A 23,975-nucleotide genomic window follows, 5' to 3' on the forward strand; every position below is an offset into this window, starting at 1 on the left:
CTTATCCTCCCTTGGACATTCGGCGATAGATGAACTCGGCGGTGTCGGCGGCCGCATCCGCCTCGGCGGCGGCGACAACCTCGGCATGCAGCGGCGAAAGCGAGCAGACCGGATCGGTCGCCCGCGCATCCCCGGCCAGCGCCATCGCCTGGCAGCGGCAGCCGCCGAAATCGACGGTCTTGCGCGCGCAGCTTTGGCACGGCTCGGGCATCCAGGCGGTGCCGCGGAAGGCGTTGAAGCTGTCCGACAGGTGCCAGATGTCCGACAGACTGCGCTCCTTCACGTTCTCGAAGCGCATCCACTTGATCGACTGCGCGGCATGGCAGGGCAGCACCGTCCCGTCCGGCCCGACATTGAGGCCGATGGAGCCCCAGCCCCCCATGCAGGCCTTGGGATAAGCCGCGTGATGGTCGGCGGGCACGTAGTCGATGACCATCCGCCCACGCAGGCGGATGCGGGCGTCGTTGACGATCTGCCGGGCAAAGACGGCCTGCTCGCGCGTCGGCATCAGCGCCTTGCGGTTCAGGTCCGCCCACCCGTGGAATTGCACGGTCGCCACCTCGATCCGCCGGGCGCCGAGACGCTCGGCCAGCTCCAGCATGTCGGGCAGGCGCTCCATGTTCTGGCGGTGGACGACGGCGTTGATGGTCAGGGGAAAGCCGATCTCGGTGACCCAGTCCGCGAAACCCATCTTCTTGTCCCAAGACCCCGGATGCCCGCTGATCCGGTCGGCCATGTCGGGGCGGATTCCCTGAAGCGAGAGCTGGACATGATCGACGCCGGCCGCGTCCAGTTCCTGAAGTCGCGCCTTGGTGATCCCGATGCCCGAGGTGATGAGGTTGACGTAGAGCCCCGCATCCCGCGCATGGGCGACGATCTGCGCCAGATCGCGTCGCGCCCCCGGCTCGCCGCCCGAGATGTGGACCTGCAGCACGCCGAGCGCGGCGGCCTCGCGGAAGACGCGGCCCCAATCATTGGCCGGAAGCTCGCCCGCCGCACGCACCAGCTCGACCGGGTTCGAGCAATAGGGGCAGGCGAGGGGGCAGCGATGCGTCACCTCGGCCAGCATCGCCATGGGCAGGCCGGGGGTGACGGGGTTGCCGTCCAGATCGCGCGGCTGGTCCTGCTGGTCCTTCATGCGGCCTCCTTCAGGAACACCATGCGCCGCTCGATCAGCCCGGTCAGGAAGTCGCGCATGTCCGAGGCGATCTGGTCCTCGGGGGCATTGTAGCGGGCGGCGAGGTCGCTGGCGATGGTGGCCAGCGAGCGGGTGCCATCCAGCTCGGTCAGGATCGCTTCCCCGATGGGGTCCAGCTGCATCGCCCGCTCGGGCGCCTGCAGGACGCGGATGCCGCGGACGCGGTCCTCGGCCAGCCGCACGCCGCGGGGCAGGTAGGGAATGTCCGCGGGGGCGATCAGGTGGCTCATCGCGCCATGCCCTCGCCGGGGCGCCAGGCGCCGGGGGGGATGTTGCCCTCGACATAGCCGTGCCACAGCGCGTCGAGCTGCGCCCAGAGCACGTCCGTCTTGAAGGTCAGCGCCGCTGCCGCCGCGTCTTGCTTTTCCAGCGTGTTGGCATGGGTCAGCACGTAGTTGAGGCCGAACTTCACGTCTTCGGGCGCCTCGGTCAGGCGCTTCTTGAAGTAGGCAAGGCTGGAATCGTCGGCGAAGTGGTAATGCGCCAGCAGCCCCTCGATCCGCTGCGCGTGGATCTTGGGCGCGAACAGCTCGGTCAGGCTGGCGGCCACGGCGTCCAGCAGGGGCATCTCGCGCACGAAGCGGACATAGGCGTCCACGGCGAAGCGGGTCGCCGGCATGATCCCGACCCCGCTGGCGACATAGTCCGGGTCCAACCCGACCGCCTGTGCGAGGGCCAGCCAGCGCCGGATGCCGCCGCCCTCGGCGGTGCCGCCGTCATGGTCCTCGATCCGCTTGCGCCAGGCGCGGCGCAGGTCCGGGTCCTCGACGCGGGACATGAAGGCGGCGTCCTTCATCGGGATGCGCGACTGGTACATCCAGCGATTGATGACCCAGGCCCGCACCTCGTCGGGGGTGCAGTGCCCCCCGTGCAGGCGGCCGTGGAAGGGGTGGCGGTCGTGATAGCGTTCGGCGCCGATGGCGCGCAGGCGGGCCTCGAAGGCGTCGCGGGAAAGGGGGGCGTCCTGGATGTCCTTCACAGCGTGATCTCCATGCCGTCGCGGCCGACCTGCCAGCCCTGCGCCTCTGCCGTCGCGGTCTGGGGGCTGGCGGGGTCCGTCAGCGGGTTCGAATTGTTCATGTGGACGAAGATGCGCCGGCCGATGGCCGAGGCGGCAAGCACGTCCATCGTTTCGGTCGCCGGCATGTGTCCCATGCGGCGGCCGGTCTTCTGGCCGAGACCCATGCGGATCATCTCGTCATCCTCCCACAGGGTGCCGTCGAAGAACAGCGCGTCCGCGCCCTCGATCCGCGCGGCCAGCCAGTCGGGCATCGCGGCGCAGCCGGGAACATAGAGCGCCCGGCGGCCGTTCGCGGTCAGCTCGACCCCCACGGTGGTCTCGCCCACGAGGCCGGTCTCGACCACCTCGCCCTCCTGATAGAGCGGCACCTTGCCCGGCACGGCGAAGATCTCGGCCGTGAGGCCCGGCAGCAGCTCGAACGGCGCGTCCAGCGCGACGGCTCGCCGCGGCACCAGATCGGCGCGCACTGCGCCCAGCATCGGGTTCTGCGCCAGCACCTCGTGAATGGCCGCCGTCGCGAACAGCTCGAAGGGCTGGCTCTCGCGCAGGGTCAGAAGGCCGGCGACATGGTCGATGTCACCGTTCGTCACCAGCACCGCGCGCAGTGGCATCTGCCGCAGGCCCGTCGGATGCAGCGCCGGCGTCGCCTGCACCTGCACGCGGATGTCGGGCGAGGCGTTCAGGATCGCCCAGTCCTTGCCGTCCGCGCTGATCGCGACCGAGCTTTGCGTCATCGAAGGGATGCGGCCTGCGCGGGCAGCGTTGCAATTGCCGCAGCCGCAGTTCCATTGCGGCAACCCTCCTCCGGCCGCCGCGCCCAGGATGATGATCCGCATCTTGCCCCTTGCCGATGAAAAGACCCCGTCCGACAGGATCGGACGGGGCCGCAGAAGTGCCTGCCTGTTCGATCAGATCAGAACAGAACCGGCTCGTCTTCGGCCGGTGCGTACATGTTGATTTCCATGCCGCAGGCGATTTCTTTCAGGATGGGCTTCGTCCAGGCCATGTGCTTCTCCTCCAAGCCAGAACGCCGCGAGGGCGTCTGGACCAAAATGTAGAACGCAGGCAGGATCGGTCAACCCGACAAAGGTCGCAAGTTGCCCGCGCCTGCTGTCTGCATGGTCCAGAACGGGAAGTTTCGGCAAATGTTCCACCTCATCGTGACCGTCTGCCTTGCCGCCTCGTCCCAGAGCTGCGCGCCGGTGCTGCTGCCCGAGGGGGATGCAGGTGACTTGGCGAACTGCGAGGCGGGCGCGGCGCGAATCGCCGAAGGCTGGATGGAGGGCCGGACGGACCTGCGCGCCGCGGGTGCGGCCTGCACGGCGAACGCGGACCTGCCCGCCGCGCCCCTGCAAGAGATCGCGCCGGGCGTGCATGTTCAGCTTGGCGAGCCGGTGCAGATGGAGCAGTCCGCGAACGGGCGCATCGCCAACCTGGGCCTCGTTATCGGCGAGACGGTCGTGGTCATCGACGCAGGCGTCTCGCGGGCCGAGGGGCAGGCGCTTTATGTGGCGCTGCGGCGTCTGACGGACCGCCCGGTCTCGCATCTGGTGCTGACGCATCTGCATCCCGACCACATCTTCGGGGCCGGGGTCTTCGCCGAGGCGGGGGCCGAGATCGTGGTCCATGCCGCCTTGCCCGACGCACTGGCGGTGCGGGGGCCGATCTACCTCGAGAACGTGCAGCAGCTCTATCCCCCTGCCGAGTGGATCGGGACGGAGGTTCCGGTGCCGGACCGCCTCGTCGCGGGCACCGAGCGGCTGGAGCTTGGCGGGCGGGCGCTGATCCTGACCGCGCATCCCCTGGCCCATAGCGAAAGCGACCTGACGGCGCATGACACGGGGGCGGACGTGCTGTTCGCGGGCGATCTGGTCTTCCGGCAGCTGGCGCCGGTGGTCGACGGCTCGTTGCCCGGCTGGCTGGACTGGCTGGCGGCGCCGCCCCGTCCGCAGCCGCGGCTGATCGTTCCCGGCCACGGCCCCGTCGCCGAGGGCTGGGATCAGGCCGTGGCGCCGCAACGTCACTTCCTCGAGGCGCTGGCCGCCTCGGTCCGCCAGCAGATCGCCGCGGCCGTGCCGATGTCGCTGGCGGTAGAGGCCGTGGCGGATGCGCTTTCGCCGCTGTCGGGCGACTGGAACGACTTCGACGCGACCATCCGCCGCAACGCCACCGCCGCCTACAAGGAACTGGAATGGGAGTGAGAATGGTTTGACAGTTTTGCGCAATTTGCCTTTTGCTTGCGTTAACGCCCGGACATGATCGCCGGAACATCAAGGGAGGAAGTCTTGAGGATCACGTTTTTCACGACCGTCGCCGCCATGGCCCTGGCCGCCGGCAGCGCACAGGCGCAGCTGGTGATCGAACCGGGCAGCGATGACCGCATCAATTGGCAGAGCCTGGACGAGTTCGCCGCCGCCCATCCCGAGATCGAGGGGCAGAGCTTCAACATCCTCGGCCCCTGGCTCGGGGGCGACCAGGAGCTGTTCCAGTCCGTCATCGCCTATTTCAACGACGCGACGGGCGCGACGGCCAATTACAGCGGCTCGGACAGCTTCGAGCAGCAGATCGTCATCGACGCCGAGGCAGGCTCGCCCCCCGATGTCGCGGTCTTCCCGCAGCCGGGCCTTGCCGCCGATCTGGCAGAGCGCGGCCACCTCCGCCCGCTTGGCGCCGAGACGGCCTACTGGCTGCGCGAGAACTACGCCGCCGGCGAAAGCTGGGAGGCGCTTGGCACCTATGCCGGGCAGGACGGCACCGATGAGCTGTTCGCCTTCCCCTACAAGGCCGACGTGAAGTCGCTGGTCTGGTTCGTCCCCGAGAACTTCGAGGATGCCGGCTACGAGGTGCCGACCACCTATGAAGACCTGAAGGCCCTGACCGAGCAGATCGCCGAGGATGGCGAAACGCCCTGGTGCATCGGCCTGGGTTCCGGCGGCGCGACCGGCTGGCCGGCGACGGACTGGGTCGAGGACCTGATGCTGCGCACCGCCTCGCCCGAGGATTACGACCGCTGGACCACGAACGAGATGCCGTTCAACGACCCGGTCGTCGTGAACGCCATTGAGGAGTTCGGCTGGTTCGCCAAGAACCCCGACTTCGTCGCGGGCGGTACGGGCGGCGTCACCTCGACCGACTTCCGCGAAAGCCCCGCCGGCCTCTTCGCCAGCCCCCCGGCCTGCTACATGCACCGCCAGGCGAGCTTCATCCCGACCTTCTTCCCGGAAGGCACCGTGGTGGGCGAGGACGCGGACTTCTTCTACATGCCCGCGCCTGAATCCGGCGATCTGGGCCAGCCGGTCCTCGGCGGCGGCACCATGTTCGCCGTCATGTCGGACAATCCGGCGGCGATGGCCTTCATCGAGTTCCTCAAGACCCCCTTCGCGCACGAGATCTGGATGGCGCAGCAGGGCTTCGTGACCCCGCATAGCGGCGCCAACCTGGAAGCCTATGACGATCCGGTCGTGCGCCGGATGGGCGAGATCCTGCTGGAGGCGACCGTGTTCCGCTTCGACGGCTCGGACCTGATGCCCGGCGCCATCGGCGCGGGGGCGTTCTGGACCGGCATGATCGACTTCGTCGGCGGCGCCGAGGCGCAGGCCGTGGCCGACCAGATCCAGGCCACCTGGTCCTCGCTGAACTGACGACAGGCGGCGGGTTCGGCCCGCCGCGCCCCGCGGCGCTGAGGGAGGAGCCCCATCATGGAACTGTTCTGGCTGGCGACCAGCACCATCTTCATCGGCGTCTTCGGCTGCGTCGCTTGGTTCTGGGGCTCGAACTGGGTGCTGGACCGCATCCTGCCGCCCCGCGGCCCGAAGTCCGGCGACAACATCCGCCGCGCCAACCAGATCCGGCCCTGGCTGTTCCTGGGGCCGGCGATCCTGTTCCTGTCGATGTACCTGGTCTATCCGGTCATCGACAGCCTCTGGCGCTCGCTGCACAACGCCAACGGCTCGCGCTTCGTCGGCACGGCCAACTACCAGTGGCTGGCCGGGGACGCGAAATTCCGCGAGTCGATGGTCAACAACATGCTGTGGCTCTTGGTCGTGCCGGCGCTGGCGACGGTGTTCGGCCTGTTGGCGGCGCAACTGACCGACCGGCTGAAATGGGGCAGCATCGGCAAGTCGCTGATCTTCATGCCGATGGCGATCAGCTTCGTCGGCGCGGGCGTCATCTGGCGCTTCATCTACGAATACCGCGCGGCCGGAGAGACGCAGATCGGCCTTCTGAACTACATCGTCACCCAGCTCGGCGGCCAGCCGCAGCTGTGGCTGACCCTGCCCGGCTGGAACAGCTTCCTTCTGATGATCGTGCTGGTCTGGATCCAGACGGGCTTTGCGATGGTGATCCTGTCGGCCGCCCTGCGCGGCATCCCAGAGGAGACGATCGAGGCCGCGATCCTCGACGGCGCCTCGCCCTTGCAGGTCTTCTTCAAGATAAAGGTGCCGCAGATCATGGGCACCATCGCCGTCGTCTGGACGACCATCACCATCGTCGTGCTCAAGGTCTTCGACATCGTCTTCGTGATGACGAACGGGCAATGGGGCACGCAGGTGCTGGCCAACTACATGTATGACTGGTCCTTCCGCGCCAACGACACCGGACGCGGCAGCGCCATCGCCATCGTCCTGATGATCCTGGTCACGCCGATCATGATCTGGAACATCTACAACGCCCGCAAGGAGGTCCGGTGATGGAGGGCATGGCCGGCCAGAAATCCTCGCTCGCCTGGGCCGTCAACATCGCCGCCTTCCTGCTGGTGGTGCTGTGGACGATCCCGACGCTCGGGCTCTTCGTGTCCTCGTTCCGCGACCGCGACCAGATCACCGCCTCGGGCTGGTGGCAGTCCTTCACCGGGTCCGAGCAGACGGGCTTCGTCCGCTCGGGCACGGCGGACGACCAGGTGCAGCAGGAGGGTCTCTACGTCATCGAAGGAAACGCGCTCGAGGGCAGCCAGACGCTGCGGGCCTGGGGCATCCGCGCCCGCGAGCCGGCGGCCTTCCAGCCCGGCGAGACGGCCGAGATGGACGGCGGCATCCAGCTGACGGTCGAGGAGGACGGCACCTACCGCATGACCTCGCCCACCCCGTTCGAGATGACGCGGGGCGAGCGGATCTTCACCACCACCGTCAGCCCGCCCAGCTTCACGACCGAGAACTACAACCGCGTCATCGGCGCGACGGGCCTCGGCCGGGCCTTCATGAACACCTTCACCGTCACGATCCCGGCCACGGTCATCCCGATCCTGATCGCAGCCTTCGCCGCCTATGCGCTGGCCTGGATGCAGTTCCCCGGCCGCGCGCTGCTGACCGCCGCCGTCGTCGGCCTGCTGGTGGTGCCCTTGCAGGTCGCGCTGATCCCGCTTCTGCGCCTTCACAACGAGCTGGGCATCGGCAAAGGCTATCTTGGCATATGGCTCGCCCATACCGGCTTCGGCCTGCCGCTGGCCGTCTATCTCTTGCGAAACTACATGGTCGGCCTGCCGCGCGAGATCATCGAGAGCGCCCGCGTGGACGGCGCCACCGAGTTCCAGATCTTCCGCCGCATCATCTTGCCGCTGTCCTTCCCCGCGCTGGCGAGCTTCGCCATCTTCCAGTTCCTGTGGGTCTGGAACGACCTGCTGGTCGCCACCGTCTTCCTCGGCAACACCCGCGAGCAGCTGGTCATGACCGGATTGCTACGCGAGCTGATGGGATCGCGCGGCGGTGAATGGGAAATACTTGCAACCTCCGCCTTTATCTCGATAGCGGTACCACTGGTCGTGTTCTTCGCGATGCAGAAATACCTGGTCCGCGGACTGCTGGCCGGGTCCGTGAAAGGTGGATGAATTGACGGAACGGAACGGCGATTGGTGGAAGGGCGGGATCATCTATCAGATCTACCCGCGCAGTTTCCAGGACACGACAGGAAGCGGCACCGGCGATCTGGCCGGCATCGCGCAGCGCCTGCCCTATGTTGCCTCGCTCGGCGTGGACGCGGTCTGGATCTCGCCCTTCTTCACCTCTCCGATGAAGGACTTCGGCTACGACGTCAGCGACTATTGCGGCATCGACCCGATGTTCGGGACGGACGCGGATTTCGACTGGCTGGTCTCGGCCGCGCATGAGCAGGGGCTGAAGGTCCTGATCGACCTGGTGCTGTCGCACACCTCGGACCAGCATCCCTGGTTCAAGGAAAGCCGCTCCAGCCGCGACAACGCGAAGGCCGACTGGTATGTCTGGGCGGACCCCAAGCCCGACGGCACGGTGCCGAACAACTGGCTGTCGATCTTCGGCGGCAGCGCCTGGCAATGGGACGCCCGGCGCGAGCAGTATTACCTGCACAACTTCCTGACCGCGCAGCCCGACCTGAACTTCCACAACCCGGCCGTCCAGACCGCCCTTCTGGAGGTCGCGCGTTTCTGGCTGGAGCGGGGCGTCGATGGCTTCCGGCTGGACACGATCAACTTCTACTTCCACGACCGCGAGCTGCGCGACAACCCGCCTCTGCCGCCCGAGCAGCGCAAGTCCGACACTGCGCCGGCGGTGAACCCCTACAACCACCAGAGCCACAAATACAGCAAGTCCCAGCCCGAGAACCTCGCCTTCCTCGAGCGCTTCCGCCAGGTGATCGAGCCCTACGGCGCCGTCGTCGTGGGCGAGATCGGCGACAGCGAGCGCGGGCTTGAGCTGCTCGAGGAATACACCGGCGTGCCGGGCCGGGTGCAGATGTCCTATGTCTTCGACTTCCTGTCGGGCGACAGCCTGCCCGCGAACAGGGTCATCGAGGTCTTCGACAACCTCCATCGCCTTGCGCCGAACAGCTGGCCCTGCTGGGCCATGTCGAACCATGACGTTGTGCGCCACATCACTCGCTGGTCCCTGAGCGACCAGGCGGCCAAGGCCTATGCGACGGTGATGCTGTGCCTGAAGGGCTCGGTCTGCCTCTACCAGGGCGAGGAGCTGGGCCTGCCCGAGGCCGAGCTGAGCTTCGAGGACCTGCGCGATCCCTACGGCATCGAGTTCTGGCCCGAGTTCAAGGGCCGTGACGGCTGCCGCACGCCGATGGTCTGGGACATGGGCGTGAACGGCGGCTTCTCGACCAGCCAGCCCTGGCTGCCGGTGCCGCACACCCATCTGCAACGCACCGTGGTCAGCGAGGAAGCCGACGCGCAGTCGATGCTGCATCATTACCGGTGGGCCATCGGCCTCAGGCGCAAGCACAGCGCGCTGCGCCACGGCGACATGACCGACATGCGCGCCGACGGGCCGGTCCTGTCGTTCCGCCGCACCGACAAGCACCAGAGCCTGATGATCCGCGCCAACCTCTCGGACGAGGAAGTGGCGGGGCTCAATCCGTGGCAGGTGCAGATCATCGAAGGATAGGGGGAACGGGAATGACCGATCTGAAGCTGCGGGACGTCGCCAAGTCCTACGGGGACGTGAACGTCCTGCGGGACATCAATCTCGACATCACGTCGGGCGAGTTCATCGTCTTCGTCGGCCCTTCCGGCTGCGGCAAGTCCACCCTGCTGCGGATGATCGCGGGGCTGGAGCAGATCACCGGCGGCGAGCTGCAGATCGACGGGCAGGTGATGAACGACATCCCGCCCAGCCAGCGCGGGATCGCGATGGTGTTCCAGTCCTACGCGCTCTATCCGCACATGACGGTGCGCGACAACATGGCCTTCGCCCTGAAAATCGCGGGCCAGTCCAAGGACGAGATCCGGGCCGCGACCGACCGCGCCGGCAAGATGCTGCAGCTTACGCCCTATCTCGACCGCCTGCCCAAGGCGCTGTCGGGCGGGCAGCGCCAGCGCGTCGCCATCGGCCGGGCCATCGTGCGCGATCCGAAGGTCTACCTGTTCGACGAGCCGCTCTCGAACCTTGACGCGGCTTTGCGCGTGGCGACCCGGATCGAGATCGCGCAGCTCAAGGCTTCGATGCCCGACCGGACGATGATCTACGTCACCCACGACCAGACCGAGGCGATGACCCTGGCCGACCGCATCGTGGTTCTGGCCGGCGGCGGCATCGCCCAGGTCGGCGCGCCGCTGGAGCTGTACGAGCGTCCGGTGAACGAGTTCGTCGCGCAATTCATCGGCAGCCCGGCGATGAACCTGCTGCCGGGACGCGTGAAGCGCACCGGCCAGATGACCACCGTCGCCCTGGACGGCGGGCTGGAGGCCGAGGTGGCGATCCCGACGCGCGCGGGCGATCAGGACATGCCGGTGAACCTCGGCGTGCGCCCCGAGGACATGCGCGAGACGGACGGCACGCCGGTCTTCCAGGGGCAGGTGGACCTGACCGAGGCGCTTGGCGAGGTGACGCTGCTCTATTTCGGCACCAATGCCGAGACGGCGCCGATCATCGCGAAGCTTCCGGGCATCCATCCCGACCTCAAGGGACGGACCGTCCGGCTGACTGCGGACCCGCATGCGCTGCACCTGTTCCACAAGGGGCAGTCGCTGCTTTACCGCGACGGGCCGGACAGCCTGCCGCCCTATCAGCCGCGCATGGCCGCGCCCTCGGGCAGCATGGGCGGCACCCCGGCGGCCCCGCGCGAGGGCGGCGACCGGATCGACGAGGGGCTGATCAAGCCGCAGGGGCCGGTGCGCTGACGCCAAGCCCTGCCGCCGCCCGCCGATGCCGACCAAAGTCGTAGCTATCGGCGGGCGAATTTGCGCTAGTCTCCCGGCAGGGAGGACTCATGACACAGTGCAGCCACGCCGATCTCGTGGCCCAGCAGTCGCAGTCGCGCTCCGCGACCTCGGCCTTGGCCGCATCCTGGCGCCGGTCCATGCTGAAGCACGGGCTGGACCCCTCCGACCGCAGCCGTCCCGGCCGCCTGTCGGACCCCGAGCTGGCCGAACGCGCCGACGCGATGGCCTCGTTCCTCAACGTCGCCGCCCCGCAGCTGGATCAGCTCTACGGCCTCGTCGGCCTCTCGGGCTGCAACGTGATGCTGACGGACGCGCAGGGGATCGTGCTGGACCAGCGCGTGTCCGATGCCGACGCCGCGCAGTTCCGGGACTGGGGCCTCTGGCGCGGGACCGACTGGTCCGAGGCCGCGCAGGGCACCAACGGGATCGGCACCTGCCTGGCCGAGGGGCGGCAGGTGACGATCCACCGGGACGAGCATTTCCGCACCACCAACACCGCCATGTCCTGCATGGACGCGCCGATCTGGGGCCCGGACGGCCGGCTTCTGGCGGCGCTGGACGTCTCGAGCGCGCGGGCCGACCAGACCGAGCGCTACAACCGCCTGATCGCCGCGCAGGTCGCCCAGACCGCCAAGGCGATCGAGGCCGTGTTCTTCCGCGCCAGCTTCCCCAACGCGCGCATCATCGTGGCGCCGTCGGACGTGCCGGACCAGGCGGTGCTGCTGGCCGTGGACAAGGACGACCTGGCCATCGGCGCCACCCGCGCCGCCCGCCGCGCCCTGGGGCTGGAGCGCGAGGGGGCGATCCGCCCGCGCCCCGCCGCCGACCTTCTGGGACGCGAGGATGACCTGACCGGCTTCGACAAGGCCGAGCGCGCCGCCGTCGTGCGCGCGCTGGCCCGGGCCGAGGGGAACGTCTCGGCCGCCGCCCGCGCGCTCGGGATCGGGCGGGCCACCATGTATCGCCGCATGTCCCGGCTGGGGCTTGCGGGATAACAGGCCGCGACTGTCTCAGGCCTGAGACAGCGGCGGTCCTGCGGCAAACTGTCGGGCTTGATGCGAATCTTCTGGCCCGCGAAGTTGAAGACCAGACCGGATGGGGAGATCCGGCACTTTCATCAGAGGAGGAAGACCATGCCGAACGACCAGACGCACGAGTTCAAGGGCGTGGGCGTCATGCCCTTCGCGGCGCGCTACGACAACTTCATCGGCGGCCAGTTCATGGCGCCGAAGCAGGGCCGCTACTTCACCAACACGACCCCGATCACCGGCGGCGAGATCGGCGAGATCGCCCGCTCCAGCGCCGAGGACATCGAGGCCGCGCTGGACGCCGCCCACAAGGCCAAGGATGCCTGGGGCCGCACCTCGACGACCGAACGCTCGAACATCCTGCTGAAGATCGCCGACCGGATGGAGCAGAACCTCGAGCTGCTCGCGACCGCCGAGACCTGGGACAACGGCAAGCCGATCCGCGAGACGATGGCGGCCGACCTGCCGCTGGCCGTGGACCACTTCCGCTACTTCGCCGGCGTCCTGCGCGCCCAGGAAGGCGGTATTTCCGAGATCGACCACGACACCATCGCCTATCACTTCCACGAGCCCCTGGGCGTCGTCGGCCAGATCATCCCGTGGAACTTCCCGCTGCTGATGGCGGTGTGGAAACTCGCCCCGGCCCTGGCCGCCGGCAACTGCGTCGTGCTGAAACCGGCCGAGCAGACCCCCGCGGGCATCATGGTCTTCGCGACGCTGATCGCCGACCTGCTGCCGCCGGGCGTGCTGAACATCGTGAACGGCTTTGGCCTGGAAGCCGGCAAGCCGCTGGCCTCGAACCCGCGCATCGCCAAGATCGCCTTCACCGGGGAAACCACCACCGGCCGGCTGATCATGCAGTACGCGTCCGAGAACCTGATCCCGGTCACGCTGGAGCTGGGCGGCAAGTCCCCGAACATCTTCCACGAGGACGTCTGCCGCGAGGATGACGACTTCTTCGACAAGGCAATCGAGGGCTTCGTGATGTTCGCGCTGAACCAGGGCGAAGTCTGCACCTGCCCGTCGCGCGCCCTGATCCACGAGAAGATCTACGACCGCTTCATGGAGCGCGCGCTCAAGCGCGTCGAAGCCATCGTGCAGGGCGACCCGCGCGACAGCGCCACGATGATCGGCGCGCAGGCCTCGAGCGAGCAGAAGGAGAAGATCCTCTCCTACTTCGACATCGGCCGGAAGGAAGGCGCCGAGGTGCTGACGGGCGGCGAGGCGGCCGATCACGGCGGCGAGCTGTCGGGCGGCTACTACATCAAGCCGACCGTCCTGAAGGGCAACAACAAGATGCGGGTCTTCCAGGAGGAGATCTTTGGCCCGGTCGTGTCCGTGACCACCTTCAAGGACCAGGACGAGGCGCTGTCGATCGCCAATGACACGCTCTACGGCCTCGGCGCGGGCGTGTGGTCGCGCGATGCGAACACCTGCTACCGCTTCGGCCGCGCGATCCAGGCGGGCCGCGTCTGGACCAACTGCTACCATGCCTACCCGGCCCATGCGGCCTTCGGCGGCTACAAGCAGTCGGGCATCGGCCGCGAGAACCACCGCATGATGCTGGACCACTACCAGCAGACCAAGAACATGCTGGTGAGCTACAGCCCCAAGAAGCTGGGCTTCTTCTGAGACCTCGGCGCGGGGGCTCTGCCCCCGCACCCCCGGGATATTTGCGTGAAGAAGAACCAGGGCGGCAACTTCGCGGGTTCAGCGGTGTTGAGGTGATTGCACCTACCGGACGCGCGCCATGCCCAAGGACTGCGACATCATCGACCCCGAGGACGCGGCAGAGAGCGTCGGCCTCGTTTATGTGAACGACGACATGCCGGGGATCACCCGGAAGCGGTCGGGGAAGGGGTTCAGCTATCGCGGGCCGGACGGCAAGGTGATCAAGGACGCGGCCGAACGCAAGCGCCTCGCCTCTCTAGCGATTCCTCCGGCCTATACCGATGTCTGGATCTGCGCCGACCCGCGCGGGCATATCCAGGCGACGGGGCGCGACGATCGCGGGCGCAAGCAATACCGCTACCATCCCCGGTTCCGCGAGGTGCGGGACGGCGCCAAATACGAGCGGATGCTGGCATTCGCGAAGGTGCTGCCAGGGCTGCGCCGGCGGGTGGACGGGGACATGTCCCGCCGCGGCCTGCCGCCCGAGAAGGTGCTGGCGACGGTGGTCTATCTGCTGGAAAACACCATGATCCGGGTCGGCAACGCCACCTATGCCAAGGAGAACAAGTCCCACGGGCTGACGACGCTGCGCAATCGGCATGTGAAGCTGGAGGGGGGCGAGGTGCGCTTCCGCTTCAAGGGCAAGGGCGGCAAGGAATGGGATCTGGGGCTGAAGGACCGGCGCATCGCCCGCATCATCCGCGCGGTGCAGGAGCTGCCGGGTCAGCACCTCTTCCAGTATATCGACGAGGATGGCGAGCGCTGCGCGGTCACCTCCTCGGAGGTGAACGAATACCTGCGCGAGGTGACGGGCCAGCACATCACCGCCAAGGACTTCCGCACCTGGACGGGGACCGTGCTGGCCGCCCTGGCGCTGGCGGAATTCGAGAAGGCCGACAGCGAGGCGGCCGCCAAGCGCAACGTGCGCGACGCGATCGAGGCGGTGGCGGCGCGGCTTGGCAACACGCCGACGATCTGCCGCAAGTGCTATGTTCACCCGCGCGTCATCGACGCCTATCTTGCCGACGAATTGAAGCTGGAAGTGAAAGAGCAGATCGAGGAGGATCTTTCCGAGGACGAGCTGCGTCCCGAGGAGAAGCAGGTCCTCCGCTTCCTCAAGAAGAGGCTCAAGACATGACGACCCAGACCCGCGACCAGGTCAACGCGACGCCCGAGGCGCTGGCGCTGATCGCCGAGATCGTGGCCGATCACGGCCCGGTCCTTTTTCACCAGTCGGGCGGCTGCTGCGACGGCTCCTCGCCCATGTGCTATCCGCAGGGCGATTTCCGCATCAGCGAGCGCGACGTGAAGCTGGGCGAGATCGGCGGCGCGCCCTTCTACATTTCGGCCAGCCAGTTCGAGGCGTGGAAGCACACGCAGCTGACCATCGACGTGGTGCCGGGGCGCGGCGGGATGTTCAGCCTGGACAACGGGCGCGAGAAGCGCTTCCTCACCCGCTCGGACATCTGCAGCGTCTGAGCCCGGCGTTGTGGCGCGCGGCGTCCTGCGCTAGGAAGGCCACGTTCCGCAACAGGGGGTGGCGATGAGCTACAGCGTCTTCATCGATGGCGAGGCCGGCACGACCGGCCTTCAGATCCGCGACCGGCTGCTGCGCCGGGACGACATCCGCCTGGTGCAGATCGACCCCGCCCGCCGCAAGGACCCGGAAGCCCGCCACGAGGCCTTCGCCGCGGCGGATGTGGCCATCCTCTGCCTGCCGGACGACGCCGCGCGCGAGGCCGTGGCGCTTGCCGCCGATCTGGACACGCGGATCATCGACGCCTCCACCGCCTACCGGGTCGATCCGGCCTGGGTCTTCGGCTTCGCCGAGCTTGCGCCCGAGATGCGCGAGCGGATCGCTAGCGCGCGGCTGGTCAGCAATCCCGGCTGCTATTCGACCGGCGCCATCGCGCTGGTCGCACCGCTCGTCGCGGCGGGCCTGGTGCAGGCGGACGAGGCGCTGTCAATCAATGCCGTCAGCGGCTATAGCGGCGGCGGCAAGTCCCTGATCGCCGAATATGACGCGGGCGAGGCGCCGCCGCATTTCGTCTACGGCCTGACGCAGCAGCACAAGCACATCCCCGAGATCATGGCCCATACCGGGCTGACCCGGCGGCCGGTCTTCGCGCCCTCGGTCGGCAACTTCGCGCAGGGCATGGCGGTGCAACTGCCGCTGCATCTGGGCGGCGACCGCAGCACCAGCACGCTGCACCAGGCGCTGGCCGCCCACTACAACGGGCAGGACTTCGTGCGCGTCGTCCCGGCGGCCGAGCTTGGCGCGCGGCTGGACCCGACGGCGCTGAACGGCACCAACCTTCTGCAGATCAGCGTGCATGGCGACGACACGGCCGGATGCGCGACGGTCGTGGCGGTGCTGGACAACCTGGGCAAGGGCGCCTCGGGGGCGGCGGTCCAGAACCTCAACATCATGCTGGGCTGCGAGGAGGACGCGGGCCTGTAGGCCCGCGCCCCGGCGCCGGCCTCAGTCGTCGGCGACAACGTCCTGGCGCTGGCTGCCGAGCCTCTCGATCCCCAGCTCGACCACGTCGCCGGCCTTCAGGAAGCGCTGCGGCTTCATGCCCATGCCGACGCCCGGCGGCGTGCCGGTCGAGATGACGTCGCCCGGATGCAGCGTCATGAACTGGCTGAGGTAATGAATGAGGAACGGCACCTGGTAGACCATCGTCCGGGTCGAGCCGTCCTGCATCGTCTCGCCGTTGACCCTGAGCCACATCGGCAGGTCCTGCGGGTCGGCGATCTCGTCCGGCGTCACCAGCCAGGGGCCGATCTGGCCGAAATTGTCGCAGGACTTGCCCTTGGTCCACTGGCCCGCCCGCTCGGTCTGGAAGGCGCGTTCCGAGACGTCGTTGGTGACCGCGAAGCCCGCGACGTGGGACATGGCCTCGGCCTCGGTCACGTATTTGGCACGCTTGCCGATGATGACGGCCAGCTCGACCTCCCAGTCCGTCTTCTGCGACCCGCGCGGGATCACGATCGGATCGTTCGGCCCGCAGATGGCGCTGGTCGCCTTCATGAAGATCACCGGCTCGGGCGGCACGTCCATGCCGCTCTCGGCGGCGTGGTCGGCGTAGTTGAGGCCGATGCAGATGAACTTGCCCGTGCCCGCGACGGGCGGCCCGAGGCGGGGATCGCCGCTGACCTCGGGCAGGCCGGCAGGGTCCAGGTCGCCAAGCCGCGCCAGGGCCGCCGGGTCGAGCGCGTCGCCCGACAGGTCTGAAAGATGGCCCGAGAGGTCGCGGATCGTGCCATCGGCGGCCAGAAGTCCGGGTTTCTCGGCGCCCGCGGGCCCGTAGCGCAGCAGTTTCATGTCGGCTCCTTCAGGTCAGATCGTCCAGCCGCCGTCGATGCAGACGGCCTGGCCGGTGGTGTAGGTGGCGCCGGCCAGATAGACGGCAAGCTCGGCGATTTCGGCCGCGTCCGCAATCCGGCCCATGGGCTGGCGGGCGACGAAGGCGGCGCGCGCCGCCTCGGCATCCCCCGTCGCGGCGAGGCGCTGGTCCAACGAGGGCGACTGCACCGTGCCTGGGCAGATCGCGTTGCAGCGAACGCCATGCGCGACGACATCGGCGGCAACCGCCTTGGTCAGGCCCAGCACGGCGGCCTTGGTGGTGGAATAGGCCAGCCGGTTCGGCACGCCCTTCACCGCCGAGGCGACCGAGGACATGTTGATGATCGCGCCCTGCCGGCGCTGGATCATGCCCGGCAGGACCGCCCGGATCGTGCGGACCATCCCCTTCACGTTCAGGTCGAAGGCGAAGTCCAGCTCGGCCTCGGTAACCTCGAGGATGGTGCCGCCATGCACGACGCCCGCGCAGTTGAAGAGGACGTCCACCGGGCCGAGGCTGCCGCAGAACGCGTCGACCGCCGCCCCGTCCAGCACGTCCAGCCGCGCGGTGCGGCAGTCCAGCCCGGCAAGGCCCGCCTCGTTGATGTCGGTCGCGATCACCTCGGCCCCGGCGCGCGCGAAGGCCTCGGCACTGGCGCGGCCGATCCCCTGCGCGGCGGCCGTGATGAGGACGCGCTGGCCGTTCAGCTCCATCACATCACCGCCCCGATCTGCCAGGGCACGAACTCGACCGCACCAAAGCCCTGCGCTTCGGATTTGGTCGGCTCGCCCGAGGCGACGCGCAGCATCAGCGCGAAGATCTCGGCGCCCTTCTCCTCCAGCGTCACACCCGAGAGGATGTCGCCGCAATTCACGTCCATGTCCGGCTCCATCCGCTGCCAGAGGTCCTGGTTCGAGGCGATCTTGATGCAGGGCGCCGGGCGGTAGCCCGACACGCTGCCCCGCCCGGTGGTGAAGGCGATGAGGTTCGCGCCCGAGGCGATCTGCCCGGTGACCGAGCAGGGATCGTAGCCGGGGCTGTCCATGAAGACGAAGCCGGGCGTGTCGATCGGCTCGCCGTAGCGGTAGACGCCCGACAGCGGCGCATGCCCGCCCTTGGCCACCGCGCCGAGCGACTTCTCGAGGATCGTGGTCAGCCCGCCGCGCTTGTTGCCGGGCGAGGGGTTGTTGTCCATCTCGCCGAAGTTGCGGGCGGTGTAATCCTCCCACCAGTCGATCAGGTCCAGAAGCTTGCGGCCCGTCGCCTCGTCGGCGCGGCGCGTCAGCAGGTGCTCGGCGCCGTAGATCTCGGAGGTTTCGGACAGGATCGAGATGCCGCCCTGCGCCACCAGAAGGTCCGACGCGATCCCGAGCGCCGGGTTGGCGGTGATCCCCGAATAGCCGTCCGAGCCGCCGCATTGCATCCCCAGCACCAGCTTGCCCGCCGGGGCGGGGGCGCGGCTGGCCTTGTTCGCCTCGGCCGCCAGCTCGCGCAGGATGGCAAGGCCCTTGTCGACCGTGGCGCGGGTGCCGCCCGTCTGCTGGATGGTCATGTAGCGGAAGCGCGCGCTGTCCTTCAGCGCCTGCCGGTCGACCAGATCGCCGATCTGCATGACCTCGCACCCAAGGCCGACCATCAGGATCGCGCCGAAGTTCGGGTTGTGGCCGTAGCCGGCGATGGTGCGGAAGAGCGTCTCGTAGCCCTCGCCCTTGCCAGACATGCCGCAGCCGGTGCCGTGGACGATGGGCACGATGCCGTCCACGTTGGGGAAGGCGTCCAGCAGGCCCGACCGCTCGGCCTCTTCGGCGATGAAGCGCGCGACCGAGCCCGAGCAGTTCACCGAGGTGAGGATGCCGATATGGTTGCGCGTGCCGACCCGGCCCGAGGGGCGGTGAAAGCCCTGGAAGCTGGCCGGCTCGGCCGCCGTCAACAGGGCGAGGTCGCTGCCGAAGCCGTGGTCCTGCTTGTGCGGTCCCATCCCGAGGTTCTGCACATGCACATGCTCGCCCGGCGCGATGTCCTGCGTCGCGATCCCGATGACCTGTCCGTATTTCAGAACCGGCTCGCCCGCCGCGATCGCGCGGATGGCGACCTTGTGCCCGGCCGGGATGGCGCCGGCGGCAGTGACGCCCGCGCGCAGGGGCGCGCCCGGCGTCAGAGGCAGCAGGGCCACCATGATGTTGTCGCGCTCGTGCAGGCAAAGGGCGGTCGGGGTCGTCATGTTCACGGGGTCACCAGGATTTTCACGATGTCGTCGCGGCTTTCGGCAAGCGCCGCGAATCTGCTTGGCAACTCTGCCAGAGGCACCTTGCCCGAGACCAGCGCCGTCGGCACATGGCCGGCGCGGATCGCCGCCATGACGGCGTCGAAATCGGCGCGCAGGGCGTTGCGGCTGCCGATGATCCGGGCCTCGCGCTTGTGGAACTCGGCGTCCGAAAAGCGGATGTCGTCCTTGACCACGCTGACCAGCACCGCCGTGCCGCCATGGGCCAGGAGGGGAAAGCCCGCCTCAATCGCCCGGGCGCTGCCGGTGGCGTCGAAGACGGCGTCGAAACCCTCGGCCAGATCGCCGGACAGGACATCCGCGCCGGCCGGATGCAGGCGCTCGAAGCCGCAGAGCCGCCGCGCGAGGTCCAGCCGCTGCGGGCTGAGGTCCATCAGATGCACCTCGGCCCCCGCCAGCCGCGCGAAGATCGCCGTGCCAAGGCCGATCGGCCCCGCGCCGGTGACCAGCACCAGATCGCCCGCGCCGATGCCCGAACGGGCGACGGCATGGGCGCCGATGGCGAGGAACTCGACCATCGCCGCCTGCTCCGGGCTCAGCCCCTCGGCGGGGTAGAGGTTCCCCTCGGGCACCGCGATCCGCGCGCACATGCCCCCGTCGCGATGCACGCCCAGAACCTCGATCCGGCTGCAGCAGTTGGGCTTGCCCCGGCGGCAGGCGCGGCAGGTGCCGCAGGAGAGGTAGGGGTTCACCACGACCAGCTCGCCCCGGCGCGGGCCGCTGGCGATATGGCCGGACAGCTCGTGCCCGATGACGCGCGGGTAGTCGAGGAACGGGTGCTTGCCGGCGAAGATGTGGTAGTCGGTGCCGCAGATGCCGATGGCGGCGATGTCGACCAGCAGCCAGCCTTCGGGCGCGGCCTCGGGGCAGGGGCGGGGCTGAATCTCGAAGCGGCCCGGCGCGACGCAGACGCCACAGGCCATCGTGGGCGTGCCGGCGTCCTTCATTGCGCAGCCTCCAGCGTCCGCGGCCGCCAGCCGTCGGGCAGCGCGCCCTTCACGATCAGGCTGAGCACGTCGTCCTTGCTGACCTCGGCAAGCGGATGGGCCCCGACGACGCTGCCCTTGTTCATCACCACCACGCGGTCGCACAGCTCGAACACGTCATGCATGTCGTGGCTGACGAGGAAGATGCCGATCCCGTCCGCTTGCAGCTTGCGGATCAGGTCCGCGACCATCGCCGTCTCGGAGGGTCCGAGCGCCGCCGTCGGTTCGTCCATGATCAGCACCTTCGTGTCGAAATAGATCGCGCGGGCGATGGCGATGACCTGCCGCTGGCCGCCCGACAGGGACGAGACCGGATCGCGCAGGTTCTTGAAGTTGGGGTTCAGCCGGGCCAGCACCGCCCGCGCCTCGCGCAGCATCCGCGCGTCGTCGAGGTTGCCGAACCGCGTCTTCAGCTCGCGCCCGAGGAACAAATTGCTCGGCGCGTCCAGGTGGTCGGCCAGTGCCAGCGTCTGGTAGATCGTCTCGATGCCATGGGCGCGGGCGTCGTTCGGCTCGGCGAAGCGGACCGGCGTGCCGTTCACCCGGATCTCGCCGCCCGAGGGGATCATCGCGCCCGACAGGATCCGCATCAGGCAGGACTTGCCGGCGCCGTTATGGCCCAGAACGCCCACCACCTCGCCGGGATAAAGATCCAGCGACACGCCGTCGACGGCGCGGATGCCGCCGAAATGCTTCTCGATGCCGATCATCTCGACCAGCGGTTGCCGGGCCATGCTGCCCCCTTCGGGCTGGGGCGGGGGCCGCGCCGTGCGGCCCCCGCGGATGCGTCAGTAAAGGACGTTCTGCGCCTCGTCCGAGTCGATGTTCTCGGCATCCACCAGCACGACGCCGGTGTTGATGAAGGGCTCGACCGTCTCGCCGGCCAGGATGTCCAGCACCGCCTGCACGCCCATCTCGCCCATCGCGAACGAGCCCTGCACCGCCGTCGCCGTCAGCACGCCGTCGCGGACGAACTGCTGCAGGTCCTCGTTGCCGTCGAAACCGAGCGCCACGAGCTGCCCCGCCTTGCCCGCCTGCACGATGGCGCGGCCCATGCCCACGGCCGTCGGCTCGTTCGCGCCGAAGATGCCGACGAGGTCCGGATTCGAGGCCAGAATGTCGGTCGTCTGGTTCAGCGCGTTCGCCATCTGGCTTTGCGAATAGAGCGGGCCGACGATCTCCAGCTCGGAATTCTCCTGCAGGTGCTCGGTGAAGCAGCCGACGCGCCCGATCTCGGATCCGACGCCCGCGACATAGGACATGATCGCGACCTTGCCGGTGGTGCCGGCCTCCTCGATCATGCGCTGCGCGACCTGCTGGCCCGCCGCGCAGTTGTCGGTCGACAGGAACGCCTGGTAGCTGCCCTCGGCGCCCTCGCCCAGCATGCTGTCGATGATGACGACCGGGATGCCGGACTCGTAGGCGCGCTGGACGACGGGCACCAGCGCCTCGGGGTCGGACGGCGCCAGCACCAGGCCCGCCACGCCGCGGTTGATCGCGTTCTCGACCATGCTGACCTGATCGGCCACCGCGCTTTCCGCCGCAGGGCCGTCGAAGCTGAGCGTGTGCTCGCTGTTGCCCTCCATCGCGGCCTGTGCGCCGAGGTTCACGTTCTGCCAGAAGTTCGAGTTGGTGGTCTTCACGATCACCGCGATCTCGCCGGCGCCGGCGGCGCCCGCCGCAAGGGCCAGCGCGGATGCGGCCAGGCATGTCCTCAGTTTCATTTTTTTTCCTCCTCCGTTGGTTAGGTCTTGCCTCAGCGCCGGTTGCGCACCTGGTCGATCCAGACGGCGCCGATGACGACGAGGCCGATGACGATCTGCTGGATGAAGGCCGACACGCCGGACATGTTCAGCCCGTTCCTGAGGATGCCGATGATGAAGGCGCCGATCATCGTGCCCGCGATGGTGCCGACCCCGCCCGACAAGGACGCGCCGCCGATCACGGCCGCCGCGATGGCGTCCAGCTCGTACATGACGCCCTCGCTCGGCTGCGCGGTCACAAGGCGCGACATCAGCACGTTCCCGGCCAGCCCGGCCAGCGCGCCGGACATGGTGTAGGCGTACATCTTGGTCCAGTCGACATTGACCCCGGACAGCCGCGCGGCCTCCTCGTTCGAGCCGGTGGCGTAGATGTGGCGCCCGATCTGCCGGCGGCGCAGCAGGTAGGTCGCGGCGATGGCGACGACCAGCAGCAGGATGGCCGGGTAGGGGATGCCGGGGAAGACGACGCGCGGAAAGCCGTTCGGCTGCATCTCGACCACCCGGAACAGCGCGCCGTTGCCAAGGCGCCCGAAGCCCGCGCCCAGCTGCGAGATGGGCGTGGCGCCGGTCAGCTGCAGCGCCAGCCCGCGCGCGATCAGCATCATCCCGAGCGTGGCGACGAAGGGCGGGATGCGCAGCCGGGTGATGACGAGGCCGTTGAAGGCCCCACAGGCCGCGCCGGCCAGCACGCCGCAGCACATCGCCGGCACCACCGGCAGCCCCGCCTTTACCGCCATGGCCGAGACGACGCCGGACAGCGCCAGCACCGAGCCGACGGACAGGTCGATCCCGCCGGTGATGATGACCAGCGTCAGCCCGATCCCCAGAAGCCCGATCACCGAGGTCTGCAGAAGGACCGTCAGCCCGTTGTTCACCGAGAAGAAGGCCGGGCTCGCCATCGCGAAGCCGACGATCAGCAGCAGCAGCGTCAGCAGCGCCGAGGCGCGGTGCAGCTGCTCGCGCGCGATCAGCACGCGCCGCTCTCCTCCCGCGGTCCAGGGGTTGCTTGCCTCAGACATCGCGCCTCCCCGCCGATGACCGTGATTGGCCCCAAGCATGAGAAGCGGGCTTGCCGCTGTCAACGGTTTTAAATAATTTAGGACAAGAACCGCGAAACGGGGCAGGGGATGGCACGCAGCGACAGCCGCTATCGCGAGGCGTTCAACCGGATGCTGGACCGGTGCGCGGTCCTTTCCGTGGGCGCGCCGCTGCCGCCCGAGGCGGCGCTCGGCGCCGAGATCGGCGTCAGCCGCACCGTCGTGCGCCGCTGCCTTGCGCGGCTGACCGAGGCGGGGGTGATCGCGTGGGACGGCCGGCAGAAGCACGTGCTGCGCCATCCCGCCGCCGCGGACCGGATCGCGCTTGGCGGCGTCTCGGCCGACCGCGACCAGCTGGAGCAGCGCTTTCTTGACTGGATCCTGCGCTTCGACGTGCCGCCGGACACGCCCCTCTCGGTGGCCGAGCTGGCGCGCAACTTCGAGGTGGCCCAGCACGAGCTGAAGGAGTTCCTCGCCGGCCTCAGCCGCTTCGGCCTCGTGGCGCGGCGTCCGCAGGGCGGCTGGATGCTGCGCGGCTTCACCAAGGATTTCGCGGTCGAGCTGTCCGACTTCCGCCTGGTGCTGGAACTGGACGCGGTCGCCAAGCTGGTCGAGGCGGCGCCGGACCACCCGGTCTGGCCGCGCCTCGCCGCGCTGCGCGAGGCGCATCACGCGCTGGCCGGCCGGATCGAGACCGAGTTCCACGCCTTCTCGAAGCTGGACGAGGCGTTCCACGACGCCGTCAACTCGGTCGTGCGCAACCGCTTCGTGACCGAGTTCCAGAAGGTCATCTCGCTGATCTTCCACTACCACTACATGTGGGACAAGACGCACGAGAAGCAGCGCAACGCCGCCGCCATCGCCGAGCATCTGGCGATCATCGACGCGCTGGAGGCCCGCGACGCCCCGCGCGCCGCCGAGGCCGCCCGGCAACACCTGCGGACCTCGAAATCGACGCTGCTGTCCTCGCTGCGCCATCACGACCTGGGCTGAGGCTGCGCC

The 23,975-nt window shown here is 68.6% G+C and carries 24 protein-coding genes; 12 read left to right on the top strand and 12 right to left on the bottom strand.

Going from position 1 to position 23,975, the window contains the following annotated elements; translation table 11 throughout:
- Nucleotide 1: 1 nt before the first annotated feature.
- From pqqE to pqqA, 5 genes are all read right to left on the bottom strand, one after another.
- On the bottom strand, nucleotides 2–1,138 hold the full coding sequence (gene pqqE, locus BLP73_RS05640) for a pyrroloquinoline quinone biosynthesis protein PqqE (protein ID WP_090741164.1): 1,137 nt from the start codon (nucleotides 1,136–1,138) through the stop codon (nucleotides 2–4).
- A complete protein-coding gene (gene pqqD / locus BLP73_RS05645; RefSeq protein ID WP_090741166.1) occupies nucleotides 1,135–1,428 on the bottom strand; it encodes a pyrroloquinoline quinone biosynthesis peptide chaperone PqqD in 294 nt (97 codons plus the stop codon). The genes pqqE and pqqD overlap by 4 nt, the downstream gene beginning before the upstream one ends.
- Nucleotides 1,425–2,177, bottom strand: a complete 753-nt coding sequence (pqqC, locus tag BLP73_RS05650) for a pyrroloquinoline-quinone synthase PqqC (protein WP_245686560.1) — start codon at nucleotides 2,175–2,177, stop codon at nucleotides 1,425–1,427. Before pqqC ends, pqqD begins: the two co-directional genes overlap by 4 nt.
- Nucleotides 2,174–3,055 carry a pyrroloquinoline quinone biosynthesis protein PqqB gene (pqqB, locus tag BLP73_RS05655; protein ID WP_090741168.1) on the bottom strand — a complete coding sequence of 294 codons (882 nt, stop codon included), beginning with the start codon at nucleotides 3,053–3,055 and terminating at the stop codon, nucleotides 2,174–2,176. Before pqqB ends, pqqC begins: the two co-directional genes overlap by 4 nt.
- A gap of 77 nt (nucleotides 3,056–3,132) precedes the next feature.
- Nucleotides 3,133–3,225, bottom strand: a complete 93-nt coding sequence (gene pqqA, locus BLP73_RS05660) for a pyrroloquinoline quinone precursor peptide PqqA (RefSeq protein WP_043131127.1) — start codon at nucleotides 3,223–3,225, stop codon at nucleotides 3,133–3,135.
- Between the two features lie 139 nt (nucleotides 3,226–3,364).
- Here pqqA and BLP73_RS05665 point away from each other — a divergent pair, with 139 nt between their 5' ends.
- The 11 genes from BLP73_RS05665 to argC all read left to right on the top strand — a co-directional run bounded on the left by BLP73_RS05665 (nucleotide 3,365) and on the right by argC (nucleotide 16,017).
- On the top strand, nucleotides 3,365–4,420 hold the full coding sequence (locus tag BLP73_RS05665; protein WP_090741170.1) for a quinoprotein relay system zinc metallohydrolase 2: 1,056 nt from the start codon (nucleotides 3,365–3,367) through the stop codon (nucleotides 4,418–4,420).
- 117 nt (nucleotides 4,421–4,537) lie between these two features.
- A complete protein-coding gene (locus BLP73_RS05670) occupies nucleotides 4,538–5,860 on the top strand; it encodes an ABC transporter substrate-binding protein (RefSeq protein ID WP_090741455.1) in 1,323 nt (440 codons plus the stop codon).
- Nucleotides 5,861–5,917: 57 nt separating this feature from the next.
- Nucleotides 5,918–6,910, top strand: coding sequence for a carbohydrate ABC transporter permease (locus BLP73_RS05675; RefSeq protein WP_090741172.1), 993 nt, complete (start codon nucleotides 5,918–5,920; stop codon nucleotides 6,908–6,910).
- Complete coding sequence (locus BLP73_RS05680; RefSeq protein ID WP_090741174.1) at nucleotides 6,910–8,043, top strand: carbohydrate ABC transporter permease; 1,134 nt, start codon at nucleotides 6,910–6,912, stop codon at nucleotides 8,041–8,043. The genes BLP73_RS05675 and BLP73_RS05680 overlap by 1 nt, the downstream gene beginning before the upstream one ends.
- Complete coding sequence (locus BLP73_RS05685; protein ID WP_175453249.1) at nucleotides 8,036–9,580, top strand: alpha-amylase family glycosyl hydrolase; 1,545 nt, start codon at nucleotides 8,036–8,038, stop codon at nucleotides 9,578–9,580. Before BLP73_RS05680 ends, BLP73_RS05685 begins: the two co-directional genes overlap by 8 nt.
- A gap of 11 nt (nucleotides 9,581–9,591) precedes the next feature.
- A complete protein-coding gene (locus tag BLP73_RS05690; protein WP_090741178.1) occupies nucleotides 9,592–10,815 on the top strand; it encodes an ABC transporter ATP-binding protein in 1,224 nt (407 codons plus the stop codon).
- 89 nt (nucleotides 10,816–10,904) lie between these two features.
- Complete coding sequence (locus tag BLP73_RS05695) at nucleotides 10,905–11,852, top strand: GAF domain-containing protein (protein WP_175453250.1); 948 nt, start codon at nucleotides 10,905–10,907, stop codon at nucleotides 11,850–11,852.
- Between the two features lie 138 nt (nucleotides 11,853–11,990).
- Nucleotides 11,991–13,517, top strand: a complete 1,527-nt coding sequence (adh, locus tag BLP73_RS05700; RefSeq protein WP_090741180.1) for an aldehyde dehydrogenase — start codon at nucleotides 11,991–11,993, stop codon at nucleotides 13,515–13,517.
- Nucleotides 13,518–13,635: 118 nt separating this feature from the next.
- On the top strand, nucleotides 13,636–14,694 hold the full coding sequence (locus tag BLP73_RS05705; RefSeq protein WP_090741182.1) for a DNA topoisomerase IB: 1,059 nt from the start codon (nucleotides 13,636–13,638) through the stop codon (nucleotides 14,692–14,694).
- On the top strand, nucleotides 14,691–15,035 hold the full coding sequence (locus BLP73_RS05710; protein ID WP_090741184.1) for a DUF779 domain-containing protein: 345 nt from the start codon (nucleotides 14,691–14,693) through the stop codon (nucleotides 15,033–15,035). Before BLP73_RS05705 ends, BLP73_RS05710 begins: the two co-directional genes overlap by 4 nt.
- 64 nt (nucleotides 15,036–15,099) lie before the next feature.
- Nucleotides 15,100–16,017, top strand: coding sequence for an N-acetyl-gamma-glutamyl-phosphate reductase (gene argC, locus BLP73_RS05715; RefSeq protein ID WP_090741186.1), 918 nt, complete (start codon nucleotides 15,100–15,102; stop codon nucleotides 16,015–16,017).
- 21 nt (nucleotides 16,018–16,038) lie between these two features.
- Here argC and BLP73_RS05720 read toward each other — a convergent pair whose 3' ends face one another.
- Genes BLP73_RS05720 through BLP73_RS05750 form a run of 7 tightly spaced genes read right to left on the bottom strand, consistent with a single transcriptional unit; the run spans nucleotide 16,039 to nucleotide 22,955 of the window.
- Nucleotides 16,039–16,884 carry a fumarylacetoacetate hydrolase family protein gene (locus tag BLP73_RS05720; RefSeq protein WP_090741188.1) on the bottom strand — a complete coding sequence of 282 codons (846 nt, stop codon included), beginning with the start codon at nucleotides 16,882–16,884 and terminating at the stop codon, nucleotides 16,039–16,041.
- 15 nt (nucleotides 16,885–16,899) lie between these two features.
- Nucleotides 16,900–17,616: an SDR family oxidoreductase gene (locus BLP73_RS05725; RefSeq protein ID WP_175453258.1), complete on the bottom strand. Its 717-nt coding sequence runs from the start codon at nucleotides 17,614–17,616 to the stop codon at nucleotides 16,900–16,902.
- Nucleotides 17,616–19,124, bottom strand: coding sequence for a UxaA family hydrolase (locus BLP73_RS05730; RefSeq protein WP_090741459.1), 1,509 nt, complete (start codon nucleotides 19,122–19,124; stop codon nucleotides 17,616–17,618). The genes BLP73_RS05725 and BLP73_RS05730 overlap by 1 nt, the downstream gene beginning before the upstream one ends.
- A 2-nt stretch (nucleotides 19,125–19,126) precedes the next feature.
- Nucleotides 19,127–20,134 carry a zinc-binding alcohol dehydrogenase family protein gene (locus BLP73_RS05735; RefSeq protein ID WP_245686561.1) on the bottom strand — a complete coding sequence of 336 codons (1,008 nt, stop codon included), beginning with the start codon at nucleotides 20,132–20,134 and terminating at the stop codon, nucleotides 19,127–19,129.
- Nucleotides 20,131–20,907, bottom strand: a complete 777-nt coding sequence (locus BLP73_RS05740) for an ATP-binding cassette domain-containing protein (RefSeq protein ID WP_217630640.1) — start codon at nucleotides 20,905–20,907, stop codon at nucleotides 20,131–20,133. The genes BLP73_RS05735 and BLP73_RS05740 overlap by 4 nt, the downstream gene beginning before the upstream one ends.
- Nucleotides 20,908–20,961: 54 nt before the next feature.
- Nucleotides 20,962–21,897, bottom strand: a complete 936-nt coding sequence (locus BLP73_RS05745) for an ABC transporter substrate-binding protein (RefSeq protein ID WP_090741191.1) — start codon at nucleotides 21,895–21,897, stop codon at nucleotides 20,962–20,964.
- Nucleotides 21,898–21,929: 32 nt separating this feature from the next.
- Nucleotides 21,930–22,955 (bottom strand): ABC transporter permease, encoded by a 1,026-nt coding sequence (locus tag BLP73_RS05750; protein ID WP_090741193.1) that lies wholly within the window; start codon nucleotides 22,953–22,955, stop codon nucleotides 21,930–21,932.
- 108 nt (nucleotides 22,956–23,063) lie between these two features.
- Here BLP73_RS05750 and BLP73_RS05755 point away from each other — a divergent pair, with 108 nt between their 5' ends.
- Nucleotides 23,064–23,966 (top strand): GntR family transcriptional regulator, encoded by a 903-nt coding sequence (locus BLP73_RS05755; RefSeq protein ID WP_090741195.1) that lies wholly within the window; start codon nucleotides 23,064–23,066, stop codon nucleotides 23,964–23,966.
- Nucleotides 23,967–23,975: the final 9 nt, after the last annotated feature.

This window comes from Paracoccus tibetensis, from assembly GCF_900102505.1.
Lineage (GTDB): Bacteria > Pseudomonadota > Alphaproteobacteria > Rhodobacterales > Rhodobacteraceae > Paracoccus > Paracoccus tibetensis.

Excerpts from the sequence above, each read along its gene's own strand:
- BLP73_RS05705 (WP_090741182.1), top strand. The coding sequence starts at position 13,636 with ATGCCCAAGGACTGCGACATCATCGACCCCGAGGACGCGGCAGAGAGC.
- pqqE (WP_090741164.1), bottom strand. The coding sequence starts at position 1,138 with ATGAAGGACCAGCAGGACCAGCCGCGCGATCTGGACGGCAACCCCGTC.
- BLP73_RS05725 (WP_175453258.1), bottom strand. The coding sequence starts at position 17,616 with ATGGAGCTGAACGGCCAGCGCGTCCTCATCACGGCCGCCGCGCAGGGG.
- argC (WP_090741186.1), top strand. The coding sequence starts at position 15,100 with ATGAGCTACAGCGTCTTCATCGATGGCGAGGCCGGCACGACCGGCCTT.
- BLP73_RS05710 (WP_090741184.1), top strand. The coding sequence starts at position 14,691 with ATGACGACCCAGACCCGCGACCAGGTCAACGCGACGCCCGAGGCGCTG.
- pqqA (WP_043131127.1), bottom strand. The coding sequence starts at position 3,225 with ATGGCCTGGACGAAGCCCATCCTGAAAGAAATCGCCTGCGGCATGGAA.
- BLP73_RS05720 (WP_090741188.1), bottom strand. The coding sequence starts at position 16,884 with ATGAAACTGCTGCGCTACGGGCCCGCGGGCGCCGAGAAACCCGGACTT.
- BLP73_RS05750 (WP_090741193.1), bottom strand. The coding sequence starts at position 22,955 with ATGTCTGAGGCAAGCAACCCCTGGACCGCGGGAGGAGAGCGGCGCGTG.
- BLP73_RS05745 (WP_090741191.1), bottom strand. The coding sequence starts at position 21,897 with ATGAAACTGAGGACATGCCTGGCCGCATCCGCGCTGGCCCTTGCGGCG.
- BLP73_RS05690 (WP_090741178.1), top strand. The coding sequence starts at position 9,592 with ATGACCGATCTGAAGCTGCGGGACGTCGCCAAGTCCTACGGGGACGTG.
- BLP73_RS05665 (WP_090741170.1), top strand. The coding sequence starts at position 3,365 with ATGTTCCACCTCATCGTGACCGTCTGCCTTGCCGCCTCGTCCCAGAGC.
- adh (WP_090741180.1), top strand. The coding sequence starts at position 11,991 with ATGCCGAACGACCAGACGCACGAGTTCAAGGGCGTGGGCGTCATGCCC.
- BLP73_RS05680 (WP_090741174.1), top strand. The coding sequence starts at position 6,910 with ATGGAGGGCATGGCCGGCCAGAAATCCTCGCTCGCCTGGGCCGTCAAC.
- BLP73_RS05740 (WP_217630640.1), bottom strand. The coding sequence starts at position 20,907 with ATGGCCCGGCAACCGCTGGTCGAGATGATCGGCATCGAGAAGCATTTC.
- BLP73_RS05735 (WP_245686561.1), bottom strand. The coding sequence starts at position 20,134 with ATGAAGGACGCCGGCACGCCCACGATGGCCTGTGGCGTCTGCGTCGCG.
- pqqD (WP_090741166.1), bottom strand. The coding sequence starts at position 1,428 with ATGAGCCACCTGATCGCCCCCGCGGACATTCCCTACCTGCCCCGCGGC.
- BLP73_RS05695 (WP_175453250.1), top strand. The coding sequence starts at position 10,905 with ATGACACAGTGCAGCCACGCCGATCTCGTGGCCCAGCAGTCGCAGTCG.
- BLP73_RS05755 (WP_090741195.1), top strand. The coding sequence starts at position 23,064 with ATGGCACGCAGCGACAGCCGCTATCGCGAGGCGTTCAACCGGATGCTG.
- pqqB (WP_090741168.1), bottom strand. The coding sequence starts at position 3,055 with ATGCGGATCATCATCCTGGGCGCGGCGGCCGGAGGAGGGTTGCCGCAA.
- BLP73_RS05675 (WP_090741172.1), top strand. The coding sequence starts at position 5,918 with ATGGAACTGTTCTGGCTGGCGACCAGCACCATCTTCATCGGCGTCTTC.
- BLP73_RS05730 (WP_090741459.1), bottom strand. The coding sequence starts at position 19,124 with ATGACGACCCCGACCGCCCTTTGCCTGCACGAGCGCGACAACATCATG.
- BLP73_RS05670 (WP_090741455.1), top strand. The coding sequence starts at position 4,538 with ATGGCCCTGGCCGCCGGCAGCGCACAGGCGCAGCTGGTGATCGAACCG.